Source organism: Candidatus Obscuribacterales bacterium (assembly GCA_036703605.1).
GTDB lineage: Bacteria > Cyanobacteriota > Cyanobacteriia > RECH01 > RECH01 > RECH01.
This window is the reverse complement of sequence record DATNRH010000462.1, coordinates 1-22823: the sequence shown is the minus strand read 5'-3', so window position 1 is coordinate 22823 and position 22823 is coordinate 1. Positions and strand designations below refer to the sequence as shown.

The following is a 22823-nucleotide window of genomic DNA, read 5'->3' as shown; positions in this document are numbered from 1 at the left end:
AGAACTGGGCGATCGCTTTCAAGAGATGCTGATCATCATAGATTGGCCTTAGCCTACACGGTTATTCCCTCCAACAGAATCCGTGAATTCCCTACGATTCTGGGCAGTGCAGAAAACTCACCTGCTTTTTCTGATCATTTTATCGGTAATCTTGATGACCCTTCCTTGATCTACAACAAGGGGGAATATTCTGAGGTGCATTGGCCTTGGCAAGATCGTCCCAACCTAACGGCGACCGCGTCAGCCAGCTTGAGATATGTCAGGATAGAAGCACGCCTGATCATCCTCCATACCAAATCATCCCTTATGCATCGTCACTGCAGTGGTCGGACAGGAAGAAGTTAATCGAGGTATAGGTAGTTCCGATCGCCTGGCGTAACTAGCGTGGTTCAACAGATTGGGCTTTGCCTCTCGGTTTTCATGGTTATGGATATTTCATGGTTGTTGATATTGAAGTGAGTGGACATTGCAATTAACGTTTTTAGGCACAAGTTCTGGGATTCCGACGCGATCGCGTAATGTGTCGAGCATTGCCCTGCGATTACCTCAACGCGCTGAAGTTTGGCTGTTTGACTGCGGCGAAGGAACTCAACACCAAATTTTACGCAGCGACATCCGCGTCAGCCAAATCACCCGAATTTTTGTCACCCACATGCATGGGGATCACATCTATGGGCTGATGGGGCTCTTGGCAAGCTGCGGGCTGGCGGGCAATCCTAGCCGGATTGATATCTACGGCCCCCCCAAGCTAGACGACTACCTGAGAGCCTGCGGCCGCTATTCCCAAACTCACTTTTCCTATCCCGTGAAGGTGCATACCGTCACGCCTGGAATCCTGTACGAAGATGACGAGTTTGTGGTGAGCTGTGAGGCCCTGACCCATCGGGTACCAGCCTTTGGCTATCGAGTGGCCGAAAGAGATCGAGCTGGACGGTTTAACGTCGATCGGGCCACCGCCTTGGGCATTCCGTCGGGGCCCCTGTATGGCAAGCTGAAGCGTGGTGAGTGGGTGACGCTGCCAGATGGACGGCAGATTAACGGGGCCGATCTCTGCGGACCTACGGAAATTGGCCGCAAATTTGTGTACTGCACCGACACCATTTACTGCGACAATGCCGTGGCCCTAGCCCAAGATGCCGACGTGCTTGTCCATGAAGCCACCTTCTCCCACCACGATGCGGAGATGGCTTATCAGCGTCTGCATTCCACCTCCACCATGGCGGCTCAAGTCGCCCTATCTGCACAAGTGCAGCAGTTGGTGATGACCCATTTCAGCCCTCGTTATGCGCCGGGCAACGCGGTTGATCTCGGAGATTTATTGGCAGAAGCTCGGGCCATTTTTCCCAACACCATCATGGCCCATGATTTTATGGTGCATGACATCCCTCGACGGATGCGGGAAGCGATCGCTTCTCGATAGTCCCAAGATTCTACCTAGGATGCTCCTGCTCCTGAGGTTGGGCGATCGCCAAATCGGCGGTTGGTTCCTCAGAGAGCTGCTTGACCTGCAGCCAACGGCCTAGGCGAATCTTGGTCGTCAACACATCCCGTTGATTAATCAGGTAAATGCTCATTAGGGTGAAACCAACCCCCGCCCACTGAATTGAGCTCAAGACCTCGGATAGAAACAGATTGCCAAACACCAAGGCAAAGACGGGGGTGAGGAAGGTGAGGGAGCTAAAGCTGGTCAAGTTGCCGCTCGATGCAAAGTAGAAGAACAATCCATAGGCGATCGCACTCCCAAAGATAGTCGCGTAGCTTAAGGACAGCCAATCACCGCCATCCAGCAAGCTCCACTGCTGAGTTTCCAGACCAGACGACAGGGCAAACAGGGGCAATCCCCCCAGGATCATATGCCAGCCGGTTGCCGTCACGGGATCGGCATAGCGACAGACCCAGCGCACCATAACCGTTCCCACCGCCATCGACAGGGCAGCCATGAGCATCAACCACTGACCGCTTTGGAACAGATTGCCCAGCGCCTCTGGCCACGACGCAACGCTAACGTCCTGCAAACCAGACTGCCATAGGTTGACCAGCCACTCATCCGGCAATCCCAACAGGCTGATCCCCAAGATCCCCAAGGCCAAGCCCAAACCACCCCAGATCCCAATGCGTTCACCAAAGAACCAGCGCGCCATCAGGGCCACCGCCAAGGGTTGGGAGTCGATCATCACAGACCCAAGCCCCGCACCTGTCCGGGTGAGTCCCTGGGACAAAAACCCTTGAAACAGCGCACCATCCACCAGCCCAAATAGCCCAATCCATAGCCAAGCCATCCATCCCTGAGGCTGCGGACGCTTCATCCAGGCGGCGGCCAGCAAAATTAATGCGCCCGCCGGTACCAAGCGCACACCCGCCATAAAAAAGGGCGTGGTGTGGGGCAAGGTTCCCTTCATGGCCACCATGGCCGTTCCCCACAAAAAGAAGGGAGCAATGAGCAGCAGGGGCAAAAAGGGCGATCGCCCTAGGGAAGTGTTAGACGCCATGAAGCAACAAAAATAGTTACGTTTCTTAAAGTATTACTCACAATTGCCCATTTATAGGTTTAAAAAGTAGTGCATTTTCTTCCCCGAACATTCCCTAGCGATCGCGGGACAAGGGACTTGCACCTGAAACCTCAACATAGGGCACACTAGAGTATGGCTGCATCCAACTCTCATATCTCTCATGCATGGAGGATCATGACGTCTATAGCGACGTGGGTGATCCATGAGACTTGAATCAGCAGTTCCCATCGATTGTTAGGTCACGGGAACTCCTAGATACCATTTTTTCTGGATTTGAACTGCTCATGGTCTGGCCGTTTTCTAGACGTTTTCGCAAACAAATTGCCCGCATTGAAGTGACAGGGGCGATCGCTTCTGGAACACGCAAACAGGTTCTCAATGCCCTCAAAGTGGTGGAAGAACGAAAGTTTCCAGCGCTGCTGCTGCGGATTGATAGCCCCGGCGGCACCGTGGGCGACTCCCAAGAGATCTACCAAGCATTGATGAAGCTGCGGGACAAGGTCAAAATTGTTGCGAGCTTTGGCAATATTTCTGCCTCCGGCGGCGTTTACATTGGTATGGGTGCAGAGCACATCGTGGCTAATCCGGGTACCATTACCGGCAGCATTGGCGTTATTCTGCGGGGCAATAACCTAGAGCGGCTGCTGGAAAAAATTGGCGTATCCTTCAAGGTGATTAAGTCAGGGCCCTACAAAGATATTTTGGCCTTTGACCGTGAGCTGACCGATCCAGAGAAAGACATTCTGCAAACCTTGATTGACACCAGCTATCACCAATTTGTCCGCACGGTTGCCGAAGGGCGTAACCTGACGATTGAAGCTGTCAAAAGTTTTGCCGATGGGCGCATCTTTACCGGGGAACAGGCCTTAGACTTAGGCGTTGTTGATCGTTTAGGAACAGAGGAAGATGCCCGCCGCTGGGCCGCCGAGCTGGCGGGTCTAGATCCAGAAAAAACGCCCTGTTTTAACCTGGAAGAGCCGAAAAGTTGGACGAGCCGCCTATTTTCTGGGCGAGCTTATGCCCAGTCTCCGTTGGCAATCGGGCTAGAATGGCTGGAGTTTGAAGCCTCAACCAGTGGGCTACCCCTTTGGCTCTATCGTCCTTAGGCGATCGCTCCCTGGCAGACTTGGCACAACGGTCACCCTAGGGAACATGATGGCGTCTAAGAATGCAGGGCTGGAACTAGAACAACGAGATACTGCTGAGGATCAAACCTCAGGGCGATCGCCCTGGTTCCCACAAGGCAGCATAGCAACACACATATCAAAATCATGGAGGATTTCGCCGTGGAGTGGAAGGTTCGGGCAATTCGTGGGGCAACTACCGTTTCAGAAAACTCAGTGGAGGCCATTCAAGATGCGGTGCATGAGTTGCTTGATGAATTGGAATCGCTGAACCAGTTGGATCCATCTGATATCATCAGCGCCATGTTTTCGGCAACCCGCGATATTGATGTGGTGTTTCCAGCAGCGATTGCGCGATCGCGTCCCCGTTGGGATAATGTACCGCTGTTGGACGTCCAACAGATGCATGTTGAAGGCGGGCTAGAACGCTGCATCCGGTTTTTAATCCATGTCAATACGCCCCATCCCCAAGTGCATCATCCCTACCTGAGAAATGCCAAAAATCTACGGCCCGATTGGGGCGTTGCCCCTGTGATTCCTTCTCCCTCCACCGTGCAGTCTCATTCCTGATGCACCTCACCGTCCTAAGACGGCGGGTAGCCAGACGGATAGAAATAATGAGACGATCGTTTGCAGTCAGGCTGATGGGGACGCGATCGCTCTCACATACACCTAATTCATCATGGCTCCACCCATGAGTTTTCGGTAGCGATAGGCCAACTCCTGCCGCATGGCATCCCAGGGTTCTAGGGTAGGATCCTGCTCCATCAACGTCTTGGCAGCATTGCGGGCCACCTCCAAAACATCTTGGTCATCCACTAAACTGGCCAAGGCAAAATCTGGCAGGCCTGACTGTCGTTTGCCTAAAACCTGTCCTGGCCCCCGGAAACGCATATCCATTTCAGCAATAAAAAATCCATCCTGGGACTGCTCCAACACCTTCAGCCGTTGACGAGCCGTTTCGGCCTTAGACGTACTCATCAGCAGACAAAACGACTGATCGGCACCCCGCCCTACCCGTCCCCGCAGTTGGTGGAGCTGGGATAGGCCAAATCGCTCCGCATGTTCGATCAACATCACACTGGCATTGGGCACGTCTACCCCTACCTCCACCACCGTGGTCGAGACCAAAATCTGGGTCTCATTCTGACGAAATTGTTGAATCGCCTGATCTTTGTCTGCTGACGACATGCGGCCATGCAGCAGCCCTACGGAAAAGTCTGGAAAGACCGTCTCGCTGAGACGCTGAAATTCTTCAATAGCCGATCGCAAATCCAGTTGTTCCGACTCATCCACCAAGGGTAGTACCACATAGACTTGGCGACCTTGGGCAATTTCCCGGCGCATCAGATCGTAGGCATGGGCGCGATCGCTCCCGGTCAACAGCGTGGTTTGAATCGGTTTGCGTCCAGGCGGCAGTTCATCGATCTGGCTAACGTCTAGATCGCCGTGTAGAGTCAGGGCTAGGGTGCGGGGAATGGGCGTTGCCGACAGGGTGAGCACGTGGGGATTATCGCCCTTACGGCAGAGGCGGGCCCGTTGCTCCACCCCAAAGCGATGCTGTTCATCAATCACCACCAAGCCCAGCTTGCTGAAGCGTACCGGATCCTCAATCAGGGCATGGGTGCCCACCAATAGCGGCAGTTCGCCGGTTTCTAGCTGAGTGTGAATGTGTCGGCGTTTGGAGACTTTAGTAGATCCCGTAAGCAACTCCACCGGTAGGTGCAACAGGTTAAACCAGCCCACCAGCTTGCGATAATGCTGCTCCGCTAGCACTTCCGTGGGAGCCATCAGGGCCACTTGATAGCTTGACTGAATCGCCGCTAGGGCAGCAATCACCGCCACAACCGTTTTTCCTGATCCCACATCCCCCTGCACCAAGCGGTTCATGGGCATGGGATGTTCTAGATCCTGCAAAATATCGCTGACCACCCGCTGCTGGGCCTGGGTGAGAGGAAAGGGCAAGACGTCGTAAAACTGCTCAATCAAGGCACCCTGGGGTGTGAGAATAGCCGAGGTTTGGGCCTGGCGCTGGGTCTGGCGGCGCTGAAGTAGCCCCAACTGTAGGTAGAAAAATTCATCGAAGACTAGCCGACGACGGGCTTGGCTGAGGCGATCGCTATGGTCGGGATAGTGAATCTGGGCGATCGCCTCCGATAAGGTCATCAGCTCAAACTGATCGCGCAGGGTCTGGGGCAAGGGATCGGCCAACTGCGCCGCTGCTGGAATCGCCTCTAGCATGGCCCGGCGCAGGAGATTGGCATTCACGCCATCTGTGAGCGGGTAAATGGGCACCACCCGCCCCACGGTGAGAGAATCGATCGGGTCATCGGGGCCCGACAGAACTTCGATTTGCGGATCATCCAACGTCGTGCCGTACTTATTCACCTTCACCAAGCCCGACGCCGCTACCCGGGCACCGATGGGATATTGGCGTTTTTGCTGCTCTTGCCAACCCCGATTGCTGTAGCGACTGCCGGGGAAAAAGCGATTCAGCTTGATCTGACCAGTGCGATCGCGCAGCACCAGTTCAAAAATAGTCAGCTTAGGATTGCGGGGACTGGTAAAACACATACAGCGCTTGACCGTTCCCAGTAACGTGACCGTTTCCCCAGCCTCCAGATCGCGGATGTTCACCTCGCGGGCATAGTCCAAATAGTCGCGGGGATAATAGTAGAGCAGATCTCGCACGGTATAGATGCCGAGCTTGGCTAAGCGATCGCTGTTCTTGGGGCCCATGCCTTTCAAGTAGGTCACCGCTTGGTCGAGGTCAAGCTGGGATGACATACCTACTAATTCAGTGATCGACTTGGTGTGGGGCGGGCGAGCTTTGGGTGCAGGCGTCGCCGCTGGGGGTGGCTGATGGGCCACGTCTAATAAGCGCCGACTTTGCAGCACAAACCGCCGAGTATCTGCCACCAAATGTCGGCGTTGGGCCAGGGTCATGTCCCCATAGGCCCGGTAGCGATCGGCTATTTCCCGGCAGCGAGAGCGATCGCCTTCCGGCAGGTCACCCGAGGGATCACGGAGACTGAGGTGTAAAAACTCACTAAAGCGATGAGCCTTCCCTTGGCGATCGTTGAACGCTCCCTCCGCTTCATAGGACAGTGCTTTTTGCAGACGCTCCCAATCCATTAGCCTTCATACCAACTCGACCGCCAGGCAGCTTCAGCTTCAGCGATCGCCTTCTCTCGATGCACCCGACGGTAGTCATGCCCAATCTGGCTGACCTGAGCAAACAACTCACGGATTTTCGCCCGCTTCAGAGAAAAATTTGGATCGCTAAATTCAATTTCCGATAGCCGAAGATGAATCACCATAAGTTGGGCTGTTTCTGCCTCATCCTTGTTATCAACCTCCGCCTCAATGCGCAGTTTCAGCAAGTTTGGCGGGCCGCTCGCTGATTCTGACAACATCTCAGCCTTGGAGGCCACCTCCAACACTGGCTCCGGCAGAGCACTCGACAGCATGTTCATTCGCTGCAGCAGTCGATTGGCCTCATGGGACGCGCCCTGCAAGAGTTCAGCGATCGCATCTTCTAACGCATCCCGCCACTGCACGACATCGTAGGGCGTCAGCCGGGCAGGTTCTGCAGTTGGGTCAGCTAGATCCGCGATCGCCAAGCCCTCCATAGTGGCACCATCCCCTAGGGGAACGTCATGGGAACCCGCGTCTTGCTCCAACGATAGGTCATCTTGTAGATCCTCGGGCGAGACACCACTCACCAACGCCTCTAGTAAACTGGGCGGCTTGGACACAGCCTTGGGCATAGAATGGGGCGGCGTCAGAAACTGGAGCAGTTGTTGTTGCGATCGCAGCCCAAGTTGACGAAGTTCCTGTTGCAACGCTTGACGCTGGCTGAGGGACAGGGCCAAAAACCGATCCGGATAGCCTTGGGTGCAAAGATGATAACTCGCTAACACGAGCTGTTTGCGCAATGCCTCTCCCAAGGTTTCCATATAAGTTTGATAGGCCCCATGAAGCTCTTGAGCGATCGCCTCTAGGGCTGCGTCCAAACGTTGAATATCCTGCTCAATGTTTTGCACCGCACGAACCATAAGCGTCACTATTCCCTGCTTGTCCAATATATCTACCGTTGACTCCCCCGCGATCGCCTCGATGACCTCTACATACGATCGGTAGTACAAGTCTATCCTATTGAGGATTGCCCCTAGGAATAGGCCAAGCATGATCCAAGTATCTTCCCTGCGATCGCCCAACAAACAACTTATTCCCCGTTGGATCAGCCCGCCTGCATCATGCTTATCAACGATTGATCAACAGGCGATCGCTCCACTGACCAACTAATCCAACGCATAAATATCCCGTTCTCGTCCGGTGGCGAAACGTAGGGAATGGGCCACATCTTTGCTGGAAAACAGGAGGAAGACCAGGAGACCCACAAACGTCATGCCACCACAGAGACCAAATAGAGCCGTGATGCCCGTCTGGTCAGCGATCGCCCCTAGAAATGGCCCAGCAAGGGCAATCCCTAGGTCAAAACCTGTCATACAAACGCCAAAAATACGCCCCCGTTCATCTGGATAGGAGCGATCGGCCATGAGCGCCGCCACCATGGGAATCAGGGTTCCCGAACCAGCCCCCTGCAGCACCGCAGCCATCAAAAACATCGCATCATTTTGGGTCTGCCACAGCATCAGCATCGATGCTGTGTAGAGAACCACGCTGAGGGTAATAAACACCCCCCGCCCATAGCGATCGGAGCCTGGCCCGGAGATCAAGCGAATGGAAAAACTAGCGATCGCTGCGGCGGTGTAAAACAAACCCACATTCACTGAAATACCCACCTCCCGCACGTAGAGCGGCGCAAAGGTGCTGAGGGTGCCAAAGGCTAGCCCCACCATCAGCATGATCAACGCGGGCACCCGCACCCGATCGCTCACCAACAGCCGCCAAAACGCAGCCTTTTTCCGCTCCGCTGCCTGGGCAGCGATCGCCGCCGTGGGCGACACAAGATGGGGCGCATCTTGCACATAGGCCGTGCAGATCAGACCCACCGTTCCCATGGCAAACGACATGATGAACACGGCATCGTAGTTAAGCCACTCTTGTAAATAGCCCCCCAGGGCTGGCCCGATCGCCAAACCCATGGGATTCACCAAACTCATATAGCCAATCAGTTCTCCCCGCTGATGGGGTGGGGAAAAATCGACCACGAGGGCGCTATAGGCGAGGGCAAAGGCAGCAATACTCAACCCATGAAAGGCGCGAATCACAATCAGCAGGGGAATCGATCCAGTTGCCAAATACCCCAAGGGTGCAAAAGCGATCGCTGCCATGCCAATGAGCAACACCACCTTGCGGCCACGAGCATCAGCCAGTCGGGCCAAGCTAGGACGCGAGGCTAAGAGACCAATGGCAAACGCTCCCATGACAATGCCTACCTGATGGCGATCGCCGCCAATATCCTCAATATAAAGCGGCAGGGTGGGCAATAAGGAGGACAGACCGGCCCAAAATAAAAGACCTGCTGTAAATAAAATCAGCAGGTTACGTCGTAACAACGGATCAAGTTGGGAAAAAGCGCTCAAGGGTCAATCCTTCCAGACGGTATCCATGAAAACGATGGCGATCGCCACTGTTCTTATCATGACCAAATCTGGAAAAAATTGCAGGCTTCTTGAGCCGCGATCGAAGGTGACGAACCACCGAGCCGATTAGCTGGCCAGCACAATCGGCGTTGGCAAGATCACGCCGGTGAGATTGGTCTCTTTCATCTGGGTGCCCACTACACTAGCGCCGGTCATATCAGCCCCTCGCAAATCTGCACCCGACAAATCCGCCCAGTCAAACGTGGTTCGCACCCCGATCACCTCTCTGAGGTTAGTGCGGCTCAAATTGGCACGGGTACAGTCAGCATGGACTAAACTAGCGCGATTCAGGTTAGCGCCAACTACGTTAGCCTGGCTGATATCCGCTCGATAAAGATTAGTATTCTGTAAATTGGCCTCAATCAAGTAACACTGATTGAGATGGGTTCCAGCCAGCATGGCATCCATTAAATCAGCTCGACTGAAGTTAGCCATACAGCAGGTAGCCTCTGCCAAGTCTGCCCCCCGCAACATCGCCTTAATAAGAGTTGTGCCCACCAAATCAGCACCAATCAGCCGCGCACGAATTAAGTATGCACCGCTCAAGTCCGCACCGCTTAAATCGGTACCAATCAAATTAGCACCAATAAGATTCATGCCAGATAAGTTGATCCCCGCTAGGTTGCGGAGACTCAAGTTGGCATTGCTTAAATCTGGCTTACCCTTATAGGTTTTGCGAAATTCATTCCAAACCTGAGTGCCGTGTTGGATCACATCAAGACAAGTAGGATCTGCCATAGAAGTCGTAGTGGGTGCGCTGAAGGATTGAACAAGGATTGACCATTGAGGTAGCAGGTCATCTCAAACTGTCCATGACCTAACGTTCCTGTCATTCCTTCTTTCAGGCGATCGCCCCCCAACCCGCAGTTCCTACATAAAGAGTTCTTTAAGTCCTGTTAAATCTATGACGTAGCCGTGATTGGCACACTAGTGAATATACATAGTCATCTCAATCCCAAGGATGCACCGGGTGGGTGCATCCATCTCCCAAGTCCCGCCAAGCGCCTAGAGATCCTCCGGCTCCTGTCCAGATACCACCGGCGCGATCGAACGCAGATCTAACGAGGGATGCTCACCCTCCACCTGCCGACAGTTCCACTCATTCCGGAAAAGCAGCACAGGACGTCCCCAGCTATCCTTCACCGTCACCGTGTTAAACAATCGTCCAATCTTGTCCAACACCTCCCAACCGCCGCCCACCCAGCGGGCTACACTGAAGGGCAAGGGTTCTAATCGGGTTTCCACGCCATATTCATTCTGCAAACGGAACTGCACCACCTCAAACTGCAGTTGTCCAACGGCGGCCAAGATCGGATCTCGCTTAGCATCATCCGCAGAATACATAATTTGCACTGCCCCCTCTTCCCGCAATTCTTTCACGCCCTTCCGGAACTGCTTGAACTTGGAGGGATTAGGATTTTTGAGGTAGGCAAACAACTCTGGCGAAAAGCAGGGAATCCCTTCATACTCCAGCTTCTTGCCCAGATAGATGGTGTCGCCAATGGCAAATACACCGGGATTATTGAGACCGATCACATCCCCTGGATAGGCTTCTTCCAAGGATTCTCTCCCTTGCCCAAACAGCTTTTGGGGATGGGAGAGCCGCACGTTTTTGCCCGATCGCGCATGACTAACGATCATGTCTTTCTCAAACTTGCCCGAACAAACGCGAATGAAGGCAATGCGATCGCGATGCTTAGGATCCATGTTCGCTTGCAGCTTAAAGACGAATCCCGAAAAATCTGGATGTGTAGGCGCAATATCGCCTTGATTGCTGCGGCGAGACCCTGGCTTGAGAGCGTAGTCTAGGAACGACTCCAAAAATAGCTTGATGCCAAAGTTGGTCATGGCACTGCCAAAAAAGACCGGCGTCATCTTGCCTTGATGCACAAGGTCTAGATCCAGCTCATCGCCGACCTCCTCCAAGACATCCAGCTCTTCCTTGAGTTGGTAGTATAAATCCGGTTCCAGCAGCTCTTCAATACGCGGGTCGCCTAGCTCCACCACCGTATCTTGCGCTTGGAAACTACCATGAACTGTCCGCTGGAATAGGTGAATCTGCCGCTTACGACGATCAAATACACCCTTAAAGCGATCGCCCGTACCAATGGGCCAATTCACCGCATAGGTTTTCAAGCCTAGCTCCTGCTCAATCTCATCCATCAACTCCAGCGGATCACGAGACGGACGATCCAGCTTGTTGAAAAAGGTGAAAATCGGCAGCGATCGCATCCGACAGACTTCAAACAGCTTACGGGTTTGTGGCTCTAAGCCCTTAGCCGCATCTTCCAGCATGACGGCATTATCAGCCGCCGCCAGGGTGCGATAGGTATCTTCACTAAAGTCTTGGTGCCCCGGCGTATCTAGCAGGTTAATCCAAAAGCCACCGTACTCAAACTGCATCACCGTAGAGGTGATGGAGATGCCCCGCTGCTGCTCCATTTCCATCCAGTCGGAGGTGGCTTGGCGCTGTGATCGCTTGGCCTTAACCGCACCCGCTTCATGAATAGCCCCTCCGTAGAGCAGCAGCTTTTCAGTCAGGGTGGTTTTACCCGCATCCGGGTGGGAAATGATGGCAAAGTTGCGACGGGTTTCCACTGCCGACTGCAACTCGTCCTGAAGTTCTGTGGACATACTCAAGGCCTTTAGTCGAATCTCCATTATACGAAGCCACGGGACGGGTCAGACGGATTTGTTCAAATCATCCCCGAACAATCTACACCCAGAGGGATTGACCTGAGCAAGGCTTCAACGTTAATGTCTAATGAACAGAAGATTAACAACAGATTAACAAAGAGTTAACGGCTCGCTTAATCAGCTATAGCCCTAGTCCCATGGCTTAGGACATCGCAAAGCCAACGTTCTATTGAACGTTCGATCTAGGCGATGTCTCAAGCAAACTGACCACAGATTTACCCATTACTGAACAAGGTTTGCGCATCTCTACACCATGCGTCTTGGAGCATAAAAACTATGATTCACATATCCCCAACGCGAATTACTAAGTTTCTCATCGGCGTTGTGATAGGTTTAGCATTGGCTAGTTTGCTAGGGCAGTACTTCAAGTTCTACCTTGGGGATGACATGATGTTTGGGTTTGTACCCCGCTTTGATGTCAATACAGAGCAGAGTATCCCGACCTGGTATTCCTCCATCACCCTGCTGCTCTGTTCATCTCTTCTAGCTACGATTGCGATCGCCAAACACACAGCAGGCGATCGCTTCCGGTATTACTGGACGGGTCTGGCAATCGCTTTTCTATACCTATCCGTAGACGAAGCGGCCAGCCTACATGAGCTGCTCAACTACGCAACGCCGAAGGTATTGCCAAATAGTCAATCCTTCAGCCAGCCCTGGGTCATTCCTGCAGCACTTTTCGCCCTGGTATTTGGCATCGCCTATGTCAGATTTTTGCTGCACTTACCGAAGAAAACCCAGCGCTTTTTCGTAGCCGCCTTTGTCTTATACGTAGGTGGCGCAGTTTTGATGGAAGTGGTTGGAGCCCTGCATTGGCAATCTGCCAGTTCAACCGGAGAGTTATCAGCCGATCAAAATATGATCATGGCCGTCATGCTGACCATTGAAGAAGTGTTCGAAATGCTGGGCGTGCTGGCTTTTATCTACGGGTTGCTAGATTACATCGCTACGCAATTTCAACGTTTGACGGTTTCCGTAGGATCATCCACAGCTCCAGCATCGGCAAGACCAGCTCCCGCTATGTCCCAGATGATAAGACATAGCTTTGAAGACACCATAGACTCCCAAGATATATAGAGAGGATAGAGCCTGAGGGACTAGGATCCCTCAGGCTCTCAGACCTTAGAGAATGTTAGGCATCGGAGTAGTAGCTCTAGCTGGCTCTTGCTAGACCGGAATATGAAATTCGCTGGGCTGGGCTAAAATCGGCGCAGGTATGGCGGGCGGTTCGGCAGGCAAAGCAGCCAGTTGTTGCCACACATGTTCCATCAGCGTGTCTAGTCCTGCACGAGTTCCCGAAGAAATCAGTTGGACGGGAGCAATGCTGTGGGGTTGAAGCTGTTGGATGATCTCCTGTACGGTATCATCCACCGGATCGTCGGACGAGAGCCCCAACACATCAATTTTGCTGAGGGCAATGACTTGGGGGCGATCGCTTAAGCCATGGCCATAGGCCTGGAGCTCAGCTTGAATGGTACGAAAATCGGCGATGGGGTCCGCTGCCGTCAGATCTACCAAATGCAGCAACAGCCGAGTTCGCTCGATGTGGCGCAAAAATTCATGACCCAGCCCAGCCCCGGCATGGGCTCCTTCGATCAGCCCTGGAATATCTGCAAACACGGTTCCATCACCCGATGGCTTACGTACCACGCCTAGATTGGGCACGAGGGTGGTAAAAGGATAGTCTGCCACCTTAGGACGCGCCGCCGACAGGGCAGAAATCAGGGTAGATTTGCCAGCATTGGGCAAACCAATAATGCCAACTTCCGCCAGCAGCTTCAGTTCCAGCTTGATGACGCGATGCTCACCGGGCAGGCCGGGCAGGGCATGTTCTGGAGCGCGGTTGTGGTTGCTCAAGAAGCAGCGATTTCCTAAGCCACCTTTGCCACCCCGCGCCACATAAAGGGTTTGGCCAGGGGTCACCAAATCTCCCAGCAGTTCGCCCGTTTCCACGTCGGTGATCATCGTACCGCAGGGCACTTCAATAACGCGATCGCTGCCATTAGCCCCGGTCTTATTGCTCGACCCGCCGCGCTTACCCGGTTCTGCCTTAAACTTATGGGCATAGCGGAAGTCCAAGAGGGTTTGTAAATTTTCATCGGCCACTAAAATGACCGATCCGCCCCGACCGCCATTGCCCCCCGAGGGACCACCAGCCGGAACATACTTTTCGCGGCGGAAGGCGGCCATGCCGTCCCCTCCGTCTCCCGCAAAGACTTCAATCTGGGCCTGATCAATAAACTGCATTGCTGTGGGTGAGAGTACCTGGATCAATCCTAGGCGATTTTGGAGGAATCTTGGGGACTTTTGTCCGGATTGACCGCTAGCGGGTGCGGATTCCTCAGACCCATGTCAAGCCCCTGCCATCAAACTATCCATGACTGAACCGATTGACTCAACGATTGACCCACCCAGCCAACCGGTTGATATCCTCATTCTGTCCAACGGCCCAGGCGAAGTGGCCACCTGGGTGCGGCCGGTGGTGCAGGCTCTACGTCACGTTTGGGGGGGCGATCGCTCCACCCTGCGCCTGTCCGTCATCCTCTCGCCCTGTGCCAATGCCAGCGGACGAGAAGCCGCTATTGTTCAGAGCTATCCAGAGGTGGATCGGGTGCAGGGAGCAACGGACTTTTTCCCGTTTTTACTCTGGGGCAAGACGGCAGAGAACTGGGACTGGCGCGATCGCGGCGTGGTGGTCTTTCTGGGTGGCGATCAGATTTTTCCGGTGGTCATCGGTCGCCGTTTAGGCTACAAAACCTTGATCTACGGCGAATGGGACACCCGTTGGCATGGCTGGATCGATCGCTTTGCCGTCATGAAAGCAGATCTGTGCCAGCGCGCTCCCATACGCCATCGCCCTAAATTCACCGTAGTGGGAGACCTGATGGCGGAAGCTGGGACGGTGCCAGCGTTAGAAACACTTGATACAGAGCACATTGGTTTATTACCCGGATCCAAACCCGCCAAGCTAGCCCAGGGTGTGCCCCTCTGTTTAGCGATCGCCCAACAGATTCACCGCCAGCGCCCCCATGCCCGCTTCATCCTGCCGGTTGCGCCTACGTTGGATCTAGAAACTCTCGCCCACTTTGCCGATCCATCCCAGAATGCGATCGCCGCCATCTTCCATTTCACCGGCGCAACCCTGCACTCTGGCGATCCACCCTATTTAGAAACTCAGGATGGTTTGCAGATCACCCTCATCCGCACCTTTCCCGCCTATGAAACTCTCGCCCAATGCCAGCTTTGCCTAACCACCATTGGAGCCAATACCGCCGAATTGGGAGCCCTCACCATCCCCATGATCGTCATGCTGCCCACCCAGCAGTTAGACGCCATGCGCGCCTGGGACGGCATTCCGGGATTGTTTGCCAATCTACCCGGCGTCGGTAGCCTCATGGCCAAGCTGATCAACGGCTGGTTTCTCCGCAAGCCTCGCCTATTGGCCTGGCCCAACATCTGGGCTGGCAAAGAGATTGTCCCAGAACTCGTTGGCAGCCTAGAGCCCCAGCAGGTAGCCAAGGTGGCGTTGGAGTATCTCAACGATCCCCAGCAGTTGACCCACATGCGCCAGCAGTTACGAGCCGCCCGAGGTCAACCAGGAGCCGCCAAGGCGATCGCTCACCTCACCCTAGACCTGCTGAATCATCCACATCCGAGCTAATCCACATCCGATTGCACACTGCGCCGCCCTAGTTCATAGATCCCGCAGCCGATGCAGGCAATCATACCCACACTCACCGCCCAACTGCGCCCTAGCCCTAGCTCTACGCCGTAGTTACACAGTCCACCAGCACCCAAGAAGGGCACGATGCTGAACACCGATGCATAAAGGGCATTCAGAGATTCCCGTCCAGCCCGAGTGCGCTCAAACTCAGCCGGGGTATAGAGCGATCGCTCAGCATAGTTGAACCAGCGCCCCAGTTGCACCGTAACCCATTCACCCACCGGAAAGAAGCCTAGATACAGCGCCAGCGACCAAAGGCTAATGCCTGCCAATGTTGTTGTATCAATATGTAGGCGGAAGGGAAAGATGTCCGTCACCATGAGCGCGCCTTAGTTTATTAACAATTCTCCATGTATTGTAATGGGAATGCCATGGGACTCGTCTAGGAATATTACTAGGCGTGTAGAACTGTTACATAGAACTGTTACACAGTAGGTGACGCAGTGCTTGACGACGCAGTGTTTGACGTTGTGCTTAAGGTAAGCCCAGAGCATCTTTCAGCGTCCGTCGCATCATATCCACCGGGGCCGGTTGACCAATCCATAGTTCCAAAGCCGCTGCCCCCTGCTGCACCAGCATTTCCAAACCATCTAGAGCGATCGCCCCTACCTCTCTCGCCTCTGAGAGCAGCCGGGTGGGGTTGGGAGTATAGATCAGGTCATACACAATGGCTCCAGCGGGCAAATGCTGCAGATCCGTCCGGCTGAGGGGAGAGCGATCCTCCTGGGGATGCATCCCCAAGGGCGTCGCATTCACCACCAGGGTGGCAGAGGGCAAAAGCTGGGGCAGGTCGTCCCAGGTATGTACAGAAATCCGGGCCGTGAGGGGCACCGATCGCCAACTTTCCATAAACTCTCGACCCTTGTCGGCACTGCGTCCCACCACACAAATCTGGCGATAGCCCAACTGATCGCAGCCGGCCACCACCGCCCGCGCCGCCCCACCATTCCCGAGAATGACCACCGTTTCTGAGGCACTCCCCTGCGATCGCTCTCGCAGGGGAGCCATAAAGCCCAACACATCGGTATTGGTGCCCAGCCAACCGTCTGCCGTGCGGCAAACCGTGTTCACAGCCCCCACCGCCCGCGCATCGGCGGTCACAGTGGTGAGCAACGGTATAATCGCCTGCTTGTGGGGAATGGTGACATTGAATCCTTGCACCCCCATCGCCTCAAAGCCCGCGATCGCTACCGCCAACTGCTCCGGCGCAATGGCAAAAGGCAGATAGACATAGTCCACCCCTAGGTGAGCGATCGCAGCATTATGCATCGCTGGCGACAAGGTATGGGCAATGGGATAGCCAATCACACCGAGCAGTTGAGTCGTACCACAAATCTTTGTCATAGGTTCAGAGTTTGAGTCTTGTCACGTTCCACCCCTCTGGCCGATAAGATAGAGTATCCTGTAACAAAACTAGAAGATGACTGACTAGTTCCATCAGGGCTGTCCATAATTGTGCCATCATCAGCTCTCAATATTAGCGTTCAATAACCGTTGCAGGAACCTTGCAGCCTTGCAGTACTTAGTCTCGACGTTTGACTAACCACTATGCTCGATACGTTGATCGGTGGGCGATACAAAGTTATAAGGCTACTGGGTTCCGGTGGATTTGGCCGCACATATTTGGCGCAGGATATTCAGCCATCAGAGCCGTTTTACTGCGTCATCAAGCACTTTCAGCCCATGACGCAAGACGAACGAACCCTCAGTGTGGCTCGCCGCTTGTTTGAAACTGAGGCACGAATTTTAGAGCGCCTAGGGAAACATGAACAAATTCCCCGACTAATAGACTTTTTTGAAGAAAATCAAGAGTTCTACATCATCGAGGACTTTGTAGACGGTCATGCCCTTAGCGATGAATTTTCTAGAGACAACTGTCTAGACGAAGGGCAGGTGATTGAATTCCTGCGGGACGTCCTGAAAATCCTAGCCTTTGTCCATGAGAACCGGGTGATCCACCGCGACATTAAGCCCGGCAACTTAATCCGTCGTCCCGATGGGCAAATTGTTCTGATTGACTTTGGGGCTGTGAAAGAACTGGGCACCCAACTACTTGGGGGGGAGAAAAGCGGCAACACGCAATTTACGGTAGGTATTTGCACACATGGCTATACCCCCGGCGAACAGCTCGCTGGCAGTCCGCGCTTTAGCAGCGATATCTACGCCCTTGGGATGACCGCTATTCAGGCACTGACCGGTCAACAACCCACAGAACTGCCGGTTGATCCCGATACGTCCCAAATTCTCTGGAAAGATCTGGTGCAGGTGAGTCCTGGCTTTAGACTGATTCTCGATCGCATGGTGCGCTACGAATTTCGCACCCGCTTCCAGTCAGCAACAGATGTGCTGCGGGCCTTAGATAAGCTATCTGAGTTGCCCACCAACATTACTGAAGTACCGCCATCCATGCTGCTGCCAGAGTCTATGCTGCGGATGCCCCTGAATGCTGACGCTCGCCCGGCCCCGGGTTGGCGAGGGCAATTGCGATCGGGCTTAGGGGCAGCGATCGCCGCATCGGTGGCGATCGCTGCCGGGGTCATCGGTGTTCAGACGCTAGGCTGGCTAGAGCCGCTAGAACTATCTGCCTATGATCACATGGTGCGATTAAAACCCGCACTAGACCCAGATCCACGCTTGCTGATTGTACAGATCACCGAAGCCGATCTGCAGCGCCTGCAGCGCGTTACGCCCTCAGATGCCACCCTATCCGATGTCTTAAATACATTACAAGAGCACTCCCCCCGAGTGATCGGTTTAGACCTGTATCGGGATATTCCTCAAGATCCCGGTCGAGATCTACTCCTTGAACAGCTCCAAGCCGATAACGTGATTGCCATTACCAAAATGGGAGATGTGGCCGGGGGCAGCATTCCTGCGCCGCCTGGGGTTCCAGATGACCGCATTGGGTTTAACGACTTTCCCATTGATACCGACGGCATTGTCCGTCGCAATCTGATCTTTGCGTCCTACGAATCTCAGGTACTGCATTCCTTTGCCATGCGGGTAGCCTTGCTCTATCTCAAGCAAGATGGCATTGTTCCATTCAATGTAGAGGATTCTGAACAGCTAGACGTTGGGCAGAGTCGCCTGATTCCCCTAGAGACGCACTCCGGAGGCTACCAATCTGTAGATGCCGCCGGGTATCAGATCTTGTTGCGGTATCGAGCTCCCCAGCGCCTTGCCCAAAGCATCACCGTCAGCGATGTTCTAGATGGCAACTTTGATCCAGATTGGATCCGCGATCGCATTGTCCTGATTGGCACCACTGCCCCTAGCGCTCGAGATCTATTTAACACTCCCTACACAGCTGGTTTGAAAGAAGACCATCAAATGGCTGGGGTGATCATTCATGCTCAAATGGTCAGCCAGCTTTTGACCGCAGCCACAGAGGGGAATGCGTTGTATTGGTTTATCCCTGCCAGAGTTGAAATGGCTTGGATTTTGCTGTGGGCCCTAGTGGGTGGTGGACTCGCCTGGTATGTTCGTCATCCCCTTTCATTGGGCTTAAGCAGCGCCTCCGTCTTGGTGATCATTGTTGGCACAACCATTCTGCTTTTTATCAATCAAGGCTGGTTACCCGTGGTTGCACCGGTTCTGGCCTTTGTCATTGCCGGTAGTGCCACGGTTAGCTATCGGTTTTATCGTCTCCATCGGTACCAACAGGCGATCGAAACCATGATGTGGACAGAGTAGCTGGCCATAACCCATGCTGGACACAACCATCATAGGTCTTGCTGAATACAGATATTAAATCGTCTGCGATCAAGATGCTCCCACAACCTTGATGATGCATGCATGGTGAATATGAGCGTCTCGCTCACGGTTCGTTAGCGCAAATCCTGTCGCAATTCAGCAACACCCCATCCTGCATGACATTCATCCCTTGCGTTGAGAGATGCCACAGATTAACGGCTCTAAAAACAAGACAGAATCTATGAACAAGACCGACCTAGGACGACGGAGATTGAGCGACCGCATTCCAACCCTGCTGAGCATTCATCAGCACATAGGTGGCAATGTTCTCCAGTTGCTCTGGGCTAAACTGATCGCCAAATGCTGGCATGATATTTTTGCCATGACGAATTTGATGGGCGATCGCTTCGACGGAATTCATTTGATAGGTTCGAAGCGTGTCGTACTGCAGGTTCTTGTCCGGCAAAATTAAATTCTGTCCATTAATATGACAGCGGGCACAATTGCTGTTAAACAACTCAGCCCCCTGGGGTACGTTGATGGCTAGGGCGCGATCGGGTACTCCCACAATGCAGACCACCAGCCCAGCCGCCCAACACCACCGAAGCGATCGCCCTCCTATGCCCTGGCGTGAACTTAATCGTTCCCATTCACGTCTGATCCAGGGAATCGACTGGGACGTCATCCACTCCCAAACTTGCACAAGTCGGCCCATGACGCAATTTACACTCAATTAGAATTAATGTTGCAGATACATTTTTTTACATTTTCCTACATTCTTCAAGATTTAGGCACCCAGATTGACCTGCGGTTCAGTTTTTTCAGACCTTAGTAGAGCAAAGCCCAGCATAAAAAGATGGTGTTTGCCCAGTTGCCCACCCGCAACGCTCGGTCAGCATCTTGAAGGTAGTCTTATCCCCCTATTGATAAACCCAGAGATTTGGATCAGAATGCTATGAAATTGTTTAAGTTTGCCAGTTTACTATTAGGTGCCTCCTTGCTAGGGCTTGGAGGTGCGATGGTGATCACCAATCCTGGGCAAGAGGCCTATGAAGACTATGCCACCCAGCAACTCACCCTCTACCTCGAAACCCGCAGTGACGAGCTCTGTCAAGACACCCCTGATTTTTTGCAAGACTTGCTGCAAGATCAATGTGGCAGGCTTTTGCGATCGCTCCTAGACAGCAACCAAAACCAAGTCCGCCAGCTTATTTCTAGAAACACAGAGCGCCAAAACTTCTACGTGCTCAGTATTTATAAGACCAATCTCCAAATACACGACATGCTGCCGTCATACTATGTAGAGTCGGTAGGCGTGTTTCAAAATTTCTACATTTACACCGCAGAGCAACGATAGAATGCCGGTTGGAAATTACCGCATCCAACCATCTTCAAACAATGACAGCGACTCGTGTTGATCCAGGCTGACGTTGGTGGAAGTCTCATGGTAATCTCGTAGATGGCAAGCTGAACATATTGCAAGCCTCCGGTGTTGTCATGTTGCAGTCATCTTCAGCAGCATGTTGCCGGGCCAGAGGTTTGTCCATGGCTTTTAACCTGTCTTTGTCTGAAGTTCACGTCAACATTTAGCAGAACCTTTAGGAGCGATCGCAGTAATGGGTTTTATACAGAAGATTTTTGGCGGCATCTTTTCATTTCTGGGCGGTATTCTCAAGATTTTTGGTATTGGTAAATCAGACTACTACATGGAAGCAGAGTCTACCCCCAAACCTGCGACGTCTTCCAAGCCAGCCCCAGAGGCTAAACCTACACCAACATCAACTCCTCCAGTGGCTGCTGCACCCAAACCAGCCCCAACGCCAGTAGCTACAGCCCCTGCGCCGGCCACGCTCAGTAAACCCAATCCATCTCCCGTCCTCGAAAACTTTGCAACGAAATTTTCGATGTCGCCGAGCACGAAGCGTCGCCGCCCCGGCCCCAGCCTCACTCCCTTTATGGATATGGCCCGCCGCGTCAAAACGCCCACTGCTTAGGCTACAAGCTCTCTAGTAGGCTCTCAGCATTAGGTGTTCAACACCCTCATCTTTAATGGATAGCTGAGAAACCTAGCAAAATATTGATCCATACCATCTCTCATCCAACCGGGTGGGAGATGTTTGCTAGAGGGGCTATGAATAACCTAAGCTAACATCGTTCATAAAGACTAGCTCATCTAAGGTGAACTGCCCATTAAACGCATGAAACACAATGCGGGTAATGGCTTGACCTCGCACACTCAACTGAAGATTGGGTGGATAAACCGATGTAGCATCCAGCAAATTTGAGCCAGGAATCTCGGATTTAGCAACCAACTGATCAGCCACATTGTAGGCAGACAGCACCAGTTGGCGTGAACTAGTCACAAACCCACTCACATAGCTAACAGGACGATGGAACTGAACACCAATCCAGCTACTGTGGGGTGCCCCAGTCAAAACAGTTTTGCCGGCACGGGTGGGAAAAGCAGGGTTGGAAGGATGAAGAGCGATCGCGTTTTTAAACACAACCCCCCAACTATCAAACTGACGCTCTACGCGCTCAAAACACTGTAGATCTTCCATATCCAGCCGCACGCAAACTGGCGGCATATCCTGAGACTGGGGTAGTAAGATGGCAGAGGTAGGCGACAGTTGGGTCGCTAGGGTTGTCTGTTTCGCCAATAACGATGGTGATCGAGGAGGCAGCTCCGGAGCCGCACGGTTGAAAAACTTAGCGGAAGGGGAAGGAATCATGAGGGCTGGTTGCAAATGCATATAAGGAGCATGACCAAAGCACATCTATACACCACAAACGATGGATGGAAAGAACAAGGCTGCTCCCTAAATGACGTAGATACTACCAACAGGGAACGTTCTTCTTGCTATCTCAGTCACACTGTTGGGCAGTTCGTATCAGTCATGCATGAACACCTGATCTGTGCATCATCGCGTTGGATGTGCGATACACCTGATAAAGACGACGTAAAATCCTATTGTGCAGTTGCAGACCCCTGATGGAGCGTCATTGTAACAAGCCCAGTGCGGCTTGTTGCTTCTGCCCTATCTGTCCTTATCATCTGGATACCTAGTTTCCTATAGCGCCGATACTTAAGCAGGATGCCCCTGGATACTTGCTATCAAGAGTTGCTGTCAGTGGTGTTTCACCGCTAGGATTTCATCGCTAGGATTGAAAGGATAGACGCTAGGGCAGTACGCCTTTTAACGCTGAGGGGTTTAACCCCCTACTAGCATTATTACTGATCTAAGCAAATCTGCAAAACTACGGTTATTTCCCATAACCGCTGACTGTTTTGAGACTCAAGCCTTGAAAACGACAGCACAGGTGATCATGCACCATATCTGGGAAGCATCTACCTACTCAGAAATCATCATCAAAACTTCGTATAAGAGCGATAGATTTCACAAAAACATCATCTAAGCCATGAAAAGTCCGTTGAATGCCATTTGCTGTCTCCGCAATTTCA

Annotated in this window: 20 protein-coding genes; 9 read left to right on the top strand and 11 right to left on the bottom strand. The window is 53.1% G+C overall.

Translation table 11 applies throughout. The annotated features are described in order from the left end of the window. The coding region (locus tag V6D20_09870; GenBank protein ID HEY9816086.1) for a hypothetical protein at positions 1-345 on the top strand (345 nt) is incomplete at its 5' end. Positions 346-466: 121 nt separating this feature from the next. Further along, on the top strand, positions 467-1420 hold the full coding sequence (locus V6D20_09865) for a ribonuclease Z (GenBank protein HEY9816085.1): 954 nt from the start codon (positions 467-469) through the stop codon (positions 1418-1420). A gap of 10 nt (positions 1421-1430) precedes the next feature. Here the strand turns inward: V6D20_09865 and V6D20_09860 are convergent, their stop codons facing one another. Further along, on the bottom strand, positions 1431-2489 hold the full coding sequence (locus V6D20_09860; protein ID HEY9816084.1) for a DMT family transporter: 1059 nt from the start codon (positions 2487-2489) through the stop codon (positions 1431-1433). Positions 2490-2719: 230 nt separating this feature from the next. On the opposite strand from V6D20_09860, the gene sppA reads away from it, so the two are divergent. Both sppA and aroH read left to right on the top strand, forming a co-directional pair. After that, positions 2720-3616 carry a signal peptide peptidase SppA gene (sppA, locus tag V6D20_09855; protein HEY9816083.1) on the top strand — a complete coding sequence of 299 codons (897 nt, stop codon included), beginning with the start codon at positions 2720-2722 and terminating at the stop codon, positions 3614-3616. Positions 3617-3796: 180 nt separating this feature from the next. Beyond that, on the top strand, positions 3797-4204 hold the full coding sequence (gene aroH, locus V6D20_09850; GenBank protein ID HEY9816082.1) for a chorismate mutase: 408 nt from the start codon (positions 3797-3799) through the stop codon (positions 4202-4204). Between the two features lie 102 nt (positions 4205-4306). Here aroH and recG read toward each other — a convergent pair whose 3' ends face one another. The 5 genes from recG to prfC all read right to left on the bottom strand — a co-directional run bounded on the left by recG (position 4307) and on the right by prfC (position 11880). Further along, positions 4307-6769, bottom strand: a complete 2463-nt coding sequence (gene recG, locus V6D20_09845) for an ATP-dependent DNA helicase RecG (protein ID HEY9816081.1) — start codon at positions 6767-6769, stop codon at positions 4307-4309. Continuing rightward, complete coding sequence (locus tag V6D20_09840; GenBank protein HEY9816080.1) at positions 6769-7824, bottom strand: hypothetical protein; 1056 nt, start codon at positions 7822-7824, stop codon at positions 6769-6771. The genes recG and V6D20_09840 overlap by 1 nt, the downstream gene beginning before the upstream one ends. 114 nt (positions 7825-7938) lie before the next feature. After that, complete coding sequence (locus V6D20_09835; GenBank protein HEY9816079.1) at positions 7939-9186, bottom strand: MFS transporter; 1248 nt, start codon at positions 9184-9186, stop codon at positions 7939-7941. Between the two features lie 126 nt (positions 9187-9312). Beyond that, on the bottom strand, positions 9313-9984 hold the full coding sequence (locus V6D20_09830; protein HEY9816078.1) for a pentapeptide repeat-containing protein: 672 nt from the start codon (positions 9982-9984) through the stop codon (positions 9313-9315). 267 nt (positions 9985-10251) lie between these two features. After that, positions 10252-11880, bottom strand: a complete 1629-nt coding sequence (prfC, locus tag V6D20_09825; protein HEY9816077.1) for a peptide chain release factor 3 — start codon at positions 11878-11880, stop codon at positions 10252-10254. Between the two features lie 339 nt (positions 11881-12219). Here prfC and V6D20_09820 point away from each other — a divergent pair, with 339 nt between their 5' ends. Beyond that, positions 12220-13020, top strand: a complete 801-nt coding sequence (locus V6D20_09820; GenBank protein HEY9816076.1) for a hypothetical protein — start codon at positions 12220-12222, stop codon at positions 13018-13020. Between the two features lie 90 nt (positions 13021-13110). Here V6D20_09820 and obgE read toward each other — a convergent pair whose 3' ends face one another. Then, positions 13111-14190, bottom strand: coding sequence for a GTPase ObgE (obgE, locus tag V6D20_09815; GenBank protein ID HEY9816075.1), 1080 nt, complete (start codon positions 14188-14190; stop codon positions 13111-13113). A gap of 130 nt (positions 14191-14320) precedes the next feature. On the opposite strand from obgE, the gene V6D20_09810 reads away from it, so the two are divergent. Next, complete coding sequence (locus tag V6D20_09810) at positions 14321-15604, top strand: hypothetical protein (GenBank protein HEY9816074.1); 1284 nt, start codon at positions 14321-14323, stop codon at positions 15602-15604. Here V6D20_09810 and V6D20_09805 read toward each other — a convergent pair. Both V6D20_09805 and V6D20_09800 read right to left on the bottom strand, forming a co-directional pair. After that, on the bottom strand, positions 15601-15987 hold the full coding sequence (locus V6D20_09805; GenBank protein HEY9816073.1) for a hypothetical protein: 387 nt from the start codon (positions 15985-15987) through the stop codon (positions 15601-15603). The two genes, V6D20_09810 and V6D20_09805, sit on opposite strands and share 4 nt — an antisense overlap. Positions 15988-16141: 154 nt before the next feature. After that, a complete protein-coding gene (locus V6D20_09800; GenBank protein ID HEY9816072.1) occupies positions 16142-17011 on the bottom strand; it encodes a shikimate dehydrogenase in 870 nt (289 codons plus the stop codon). A 204-nt stretch (positions 17012-17215) separates the two neighbouring features. On the opposite strand from V6D20_09800, the gene V6D20_09795 reads away from it, so the two are divergent. Further along, positions 17216-19360 (top strand): CHASE2 domain-containing protein, encoded by a 2145-nt coding sequence (locus tag V6D20_09795; protein HEY9816071.1) that lies wholly within the window; start codon positions 17216-17218, stop codon positions 19358-19360. Positions 19361-19616: 256 nt separating this feature from the next. Here the strand turns inward: V6D20_09795 and V6D20_09790 are convergent, their stop codons facing one another. Then, positions 19617-20075, bottom strand: a complete 459-nt coding sequence (locus V6D20_09790) for a c-type cytochrome (GenBank protein HEY9816070.1) — start codon at positions 20073-20075, stop codon at positions 19617-19619. Between the two features lie 240 nt (positions 20076-20315). Here V6D20_09790 and V6D20_09785 point away from each other — a divergent pair, with 240 nt between their 5' ends. Together V6D20_09785 and V6D20_09780 are read left to right on the top strand one after the other, a co-directional pair. Beyond that, entirely contained in the window at positions 20316-20717 is a 402-nt protein-coding gene (locus V6D20_09785) for a DUF4359 domain-containing protein (protein ID HEY9816069.1), read from the top strand. Between the two features lie 259 nt (positions 20718-20976). Continuing rightward, complete coding sequence (locus V6D20_09780) at positions 20977-21354, top strand: hypothetical protein (GenBank protein ID HEY9816068.1); 378 nt, start codon at positions 20977-20979, stop codon at positions 21352-21354. A gap of 135 nt (positions 21355-21489) precedes the next feature. Here the strand turns inward: V6D20_09780 and V6D20_09775 are convergent, their stop codons facing one another. Further along, complete coding sequence (locus tag V6D20_09775) at positions 21490-22092, bottom strand: hypothetical protein (GenBank protein ID HEY9816067.1); 603 nt, start codon at positions 22090-22092, stop codon at positions 21490-21492. Positions 22093-22823: the final 731 nt, after the last annotated feature.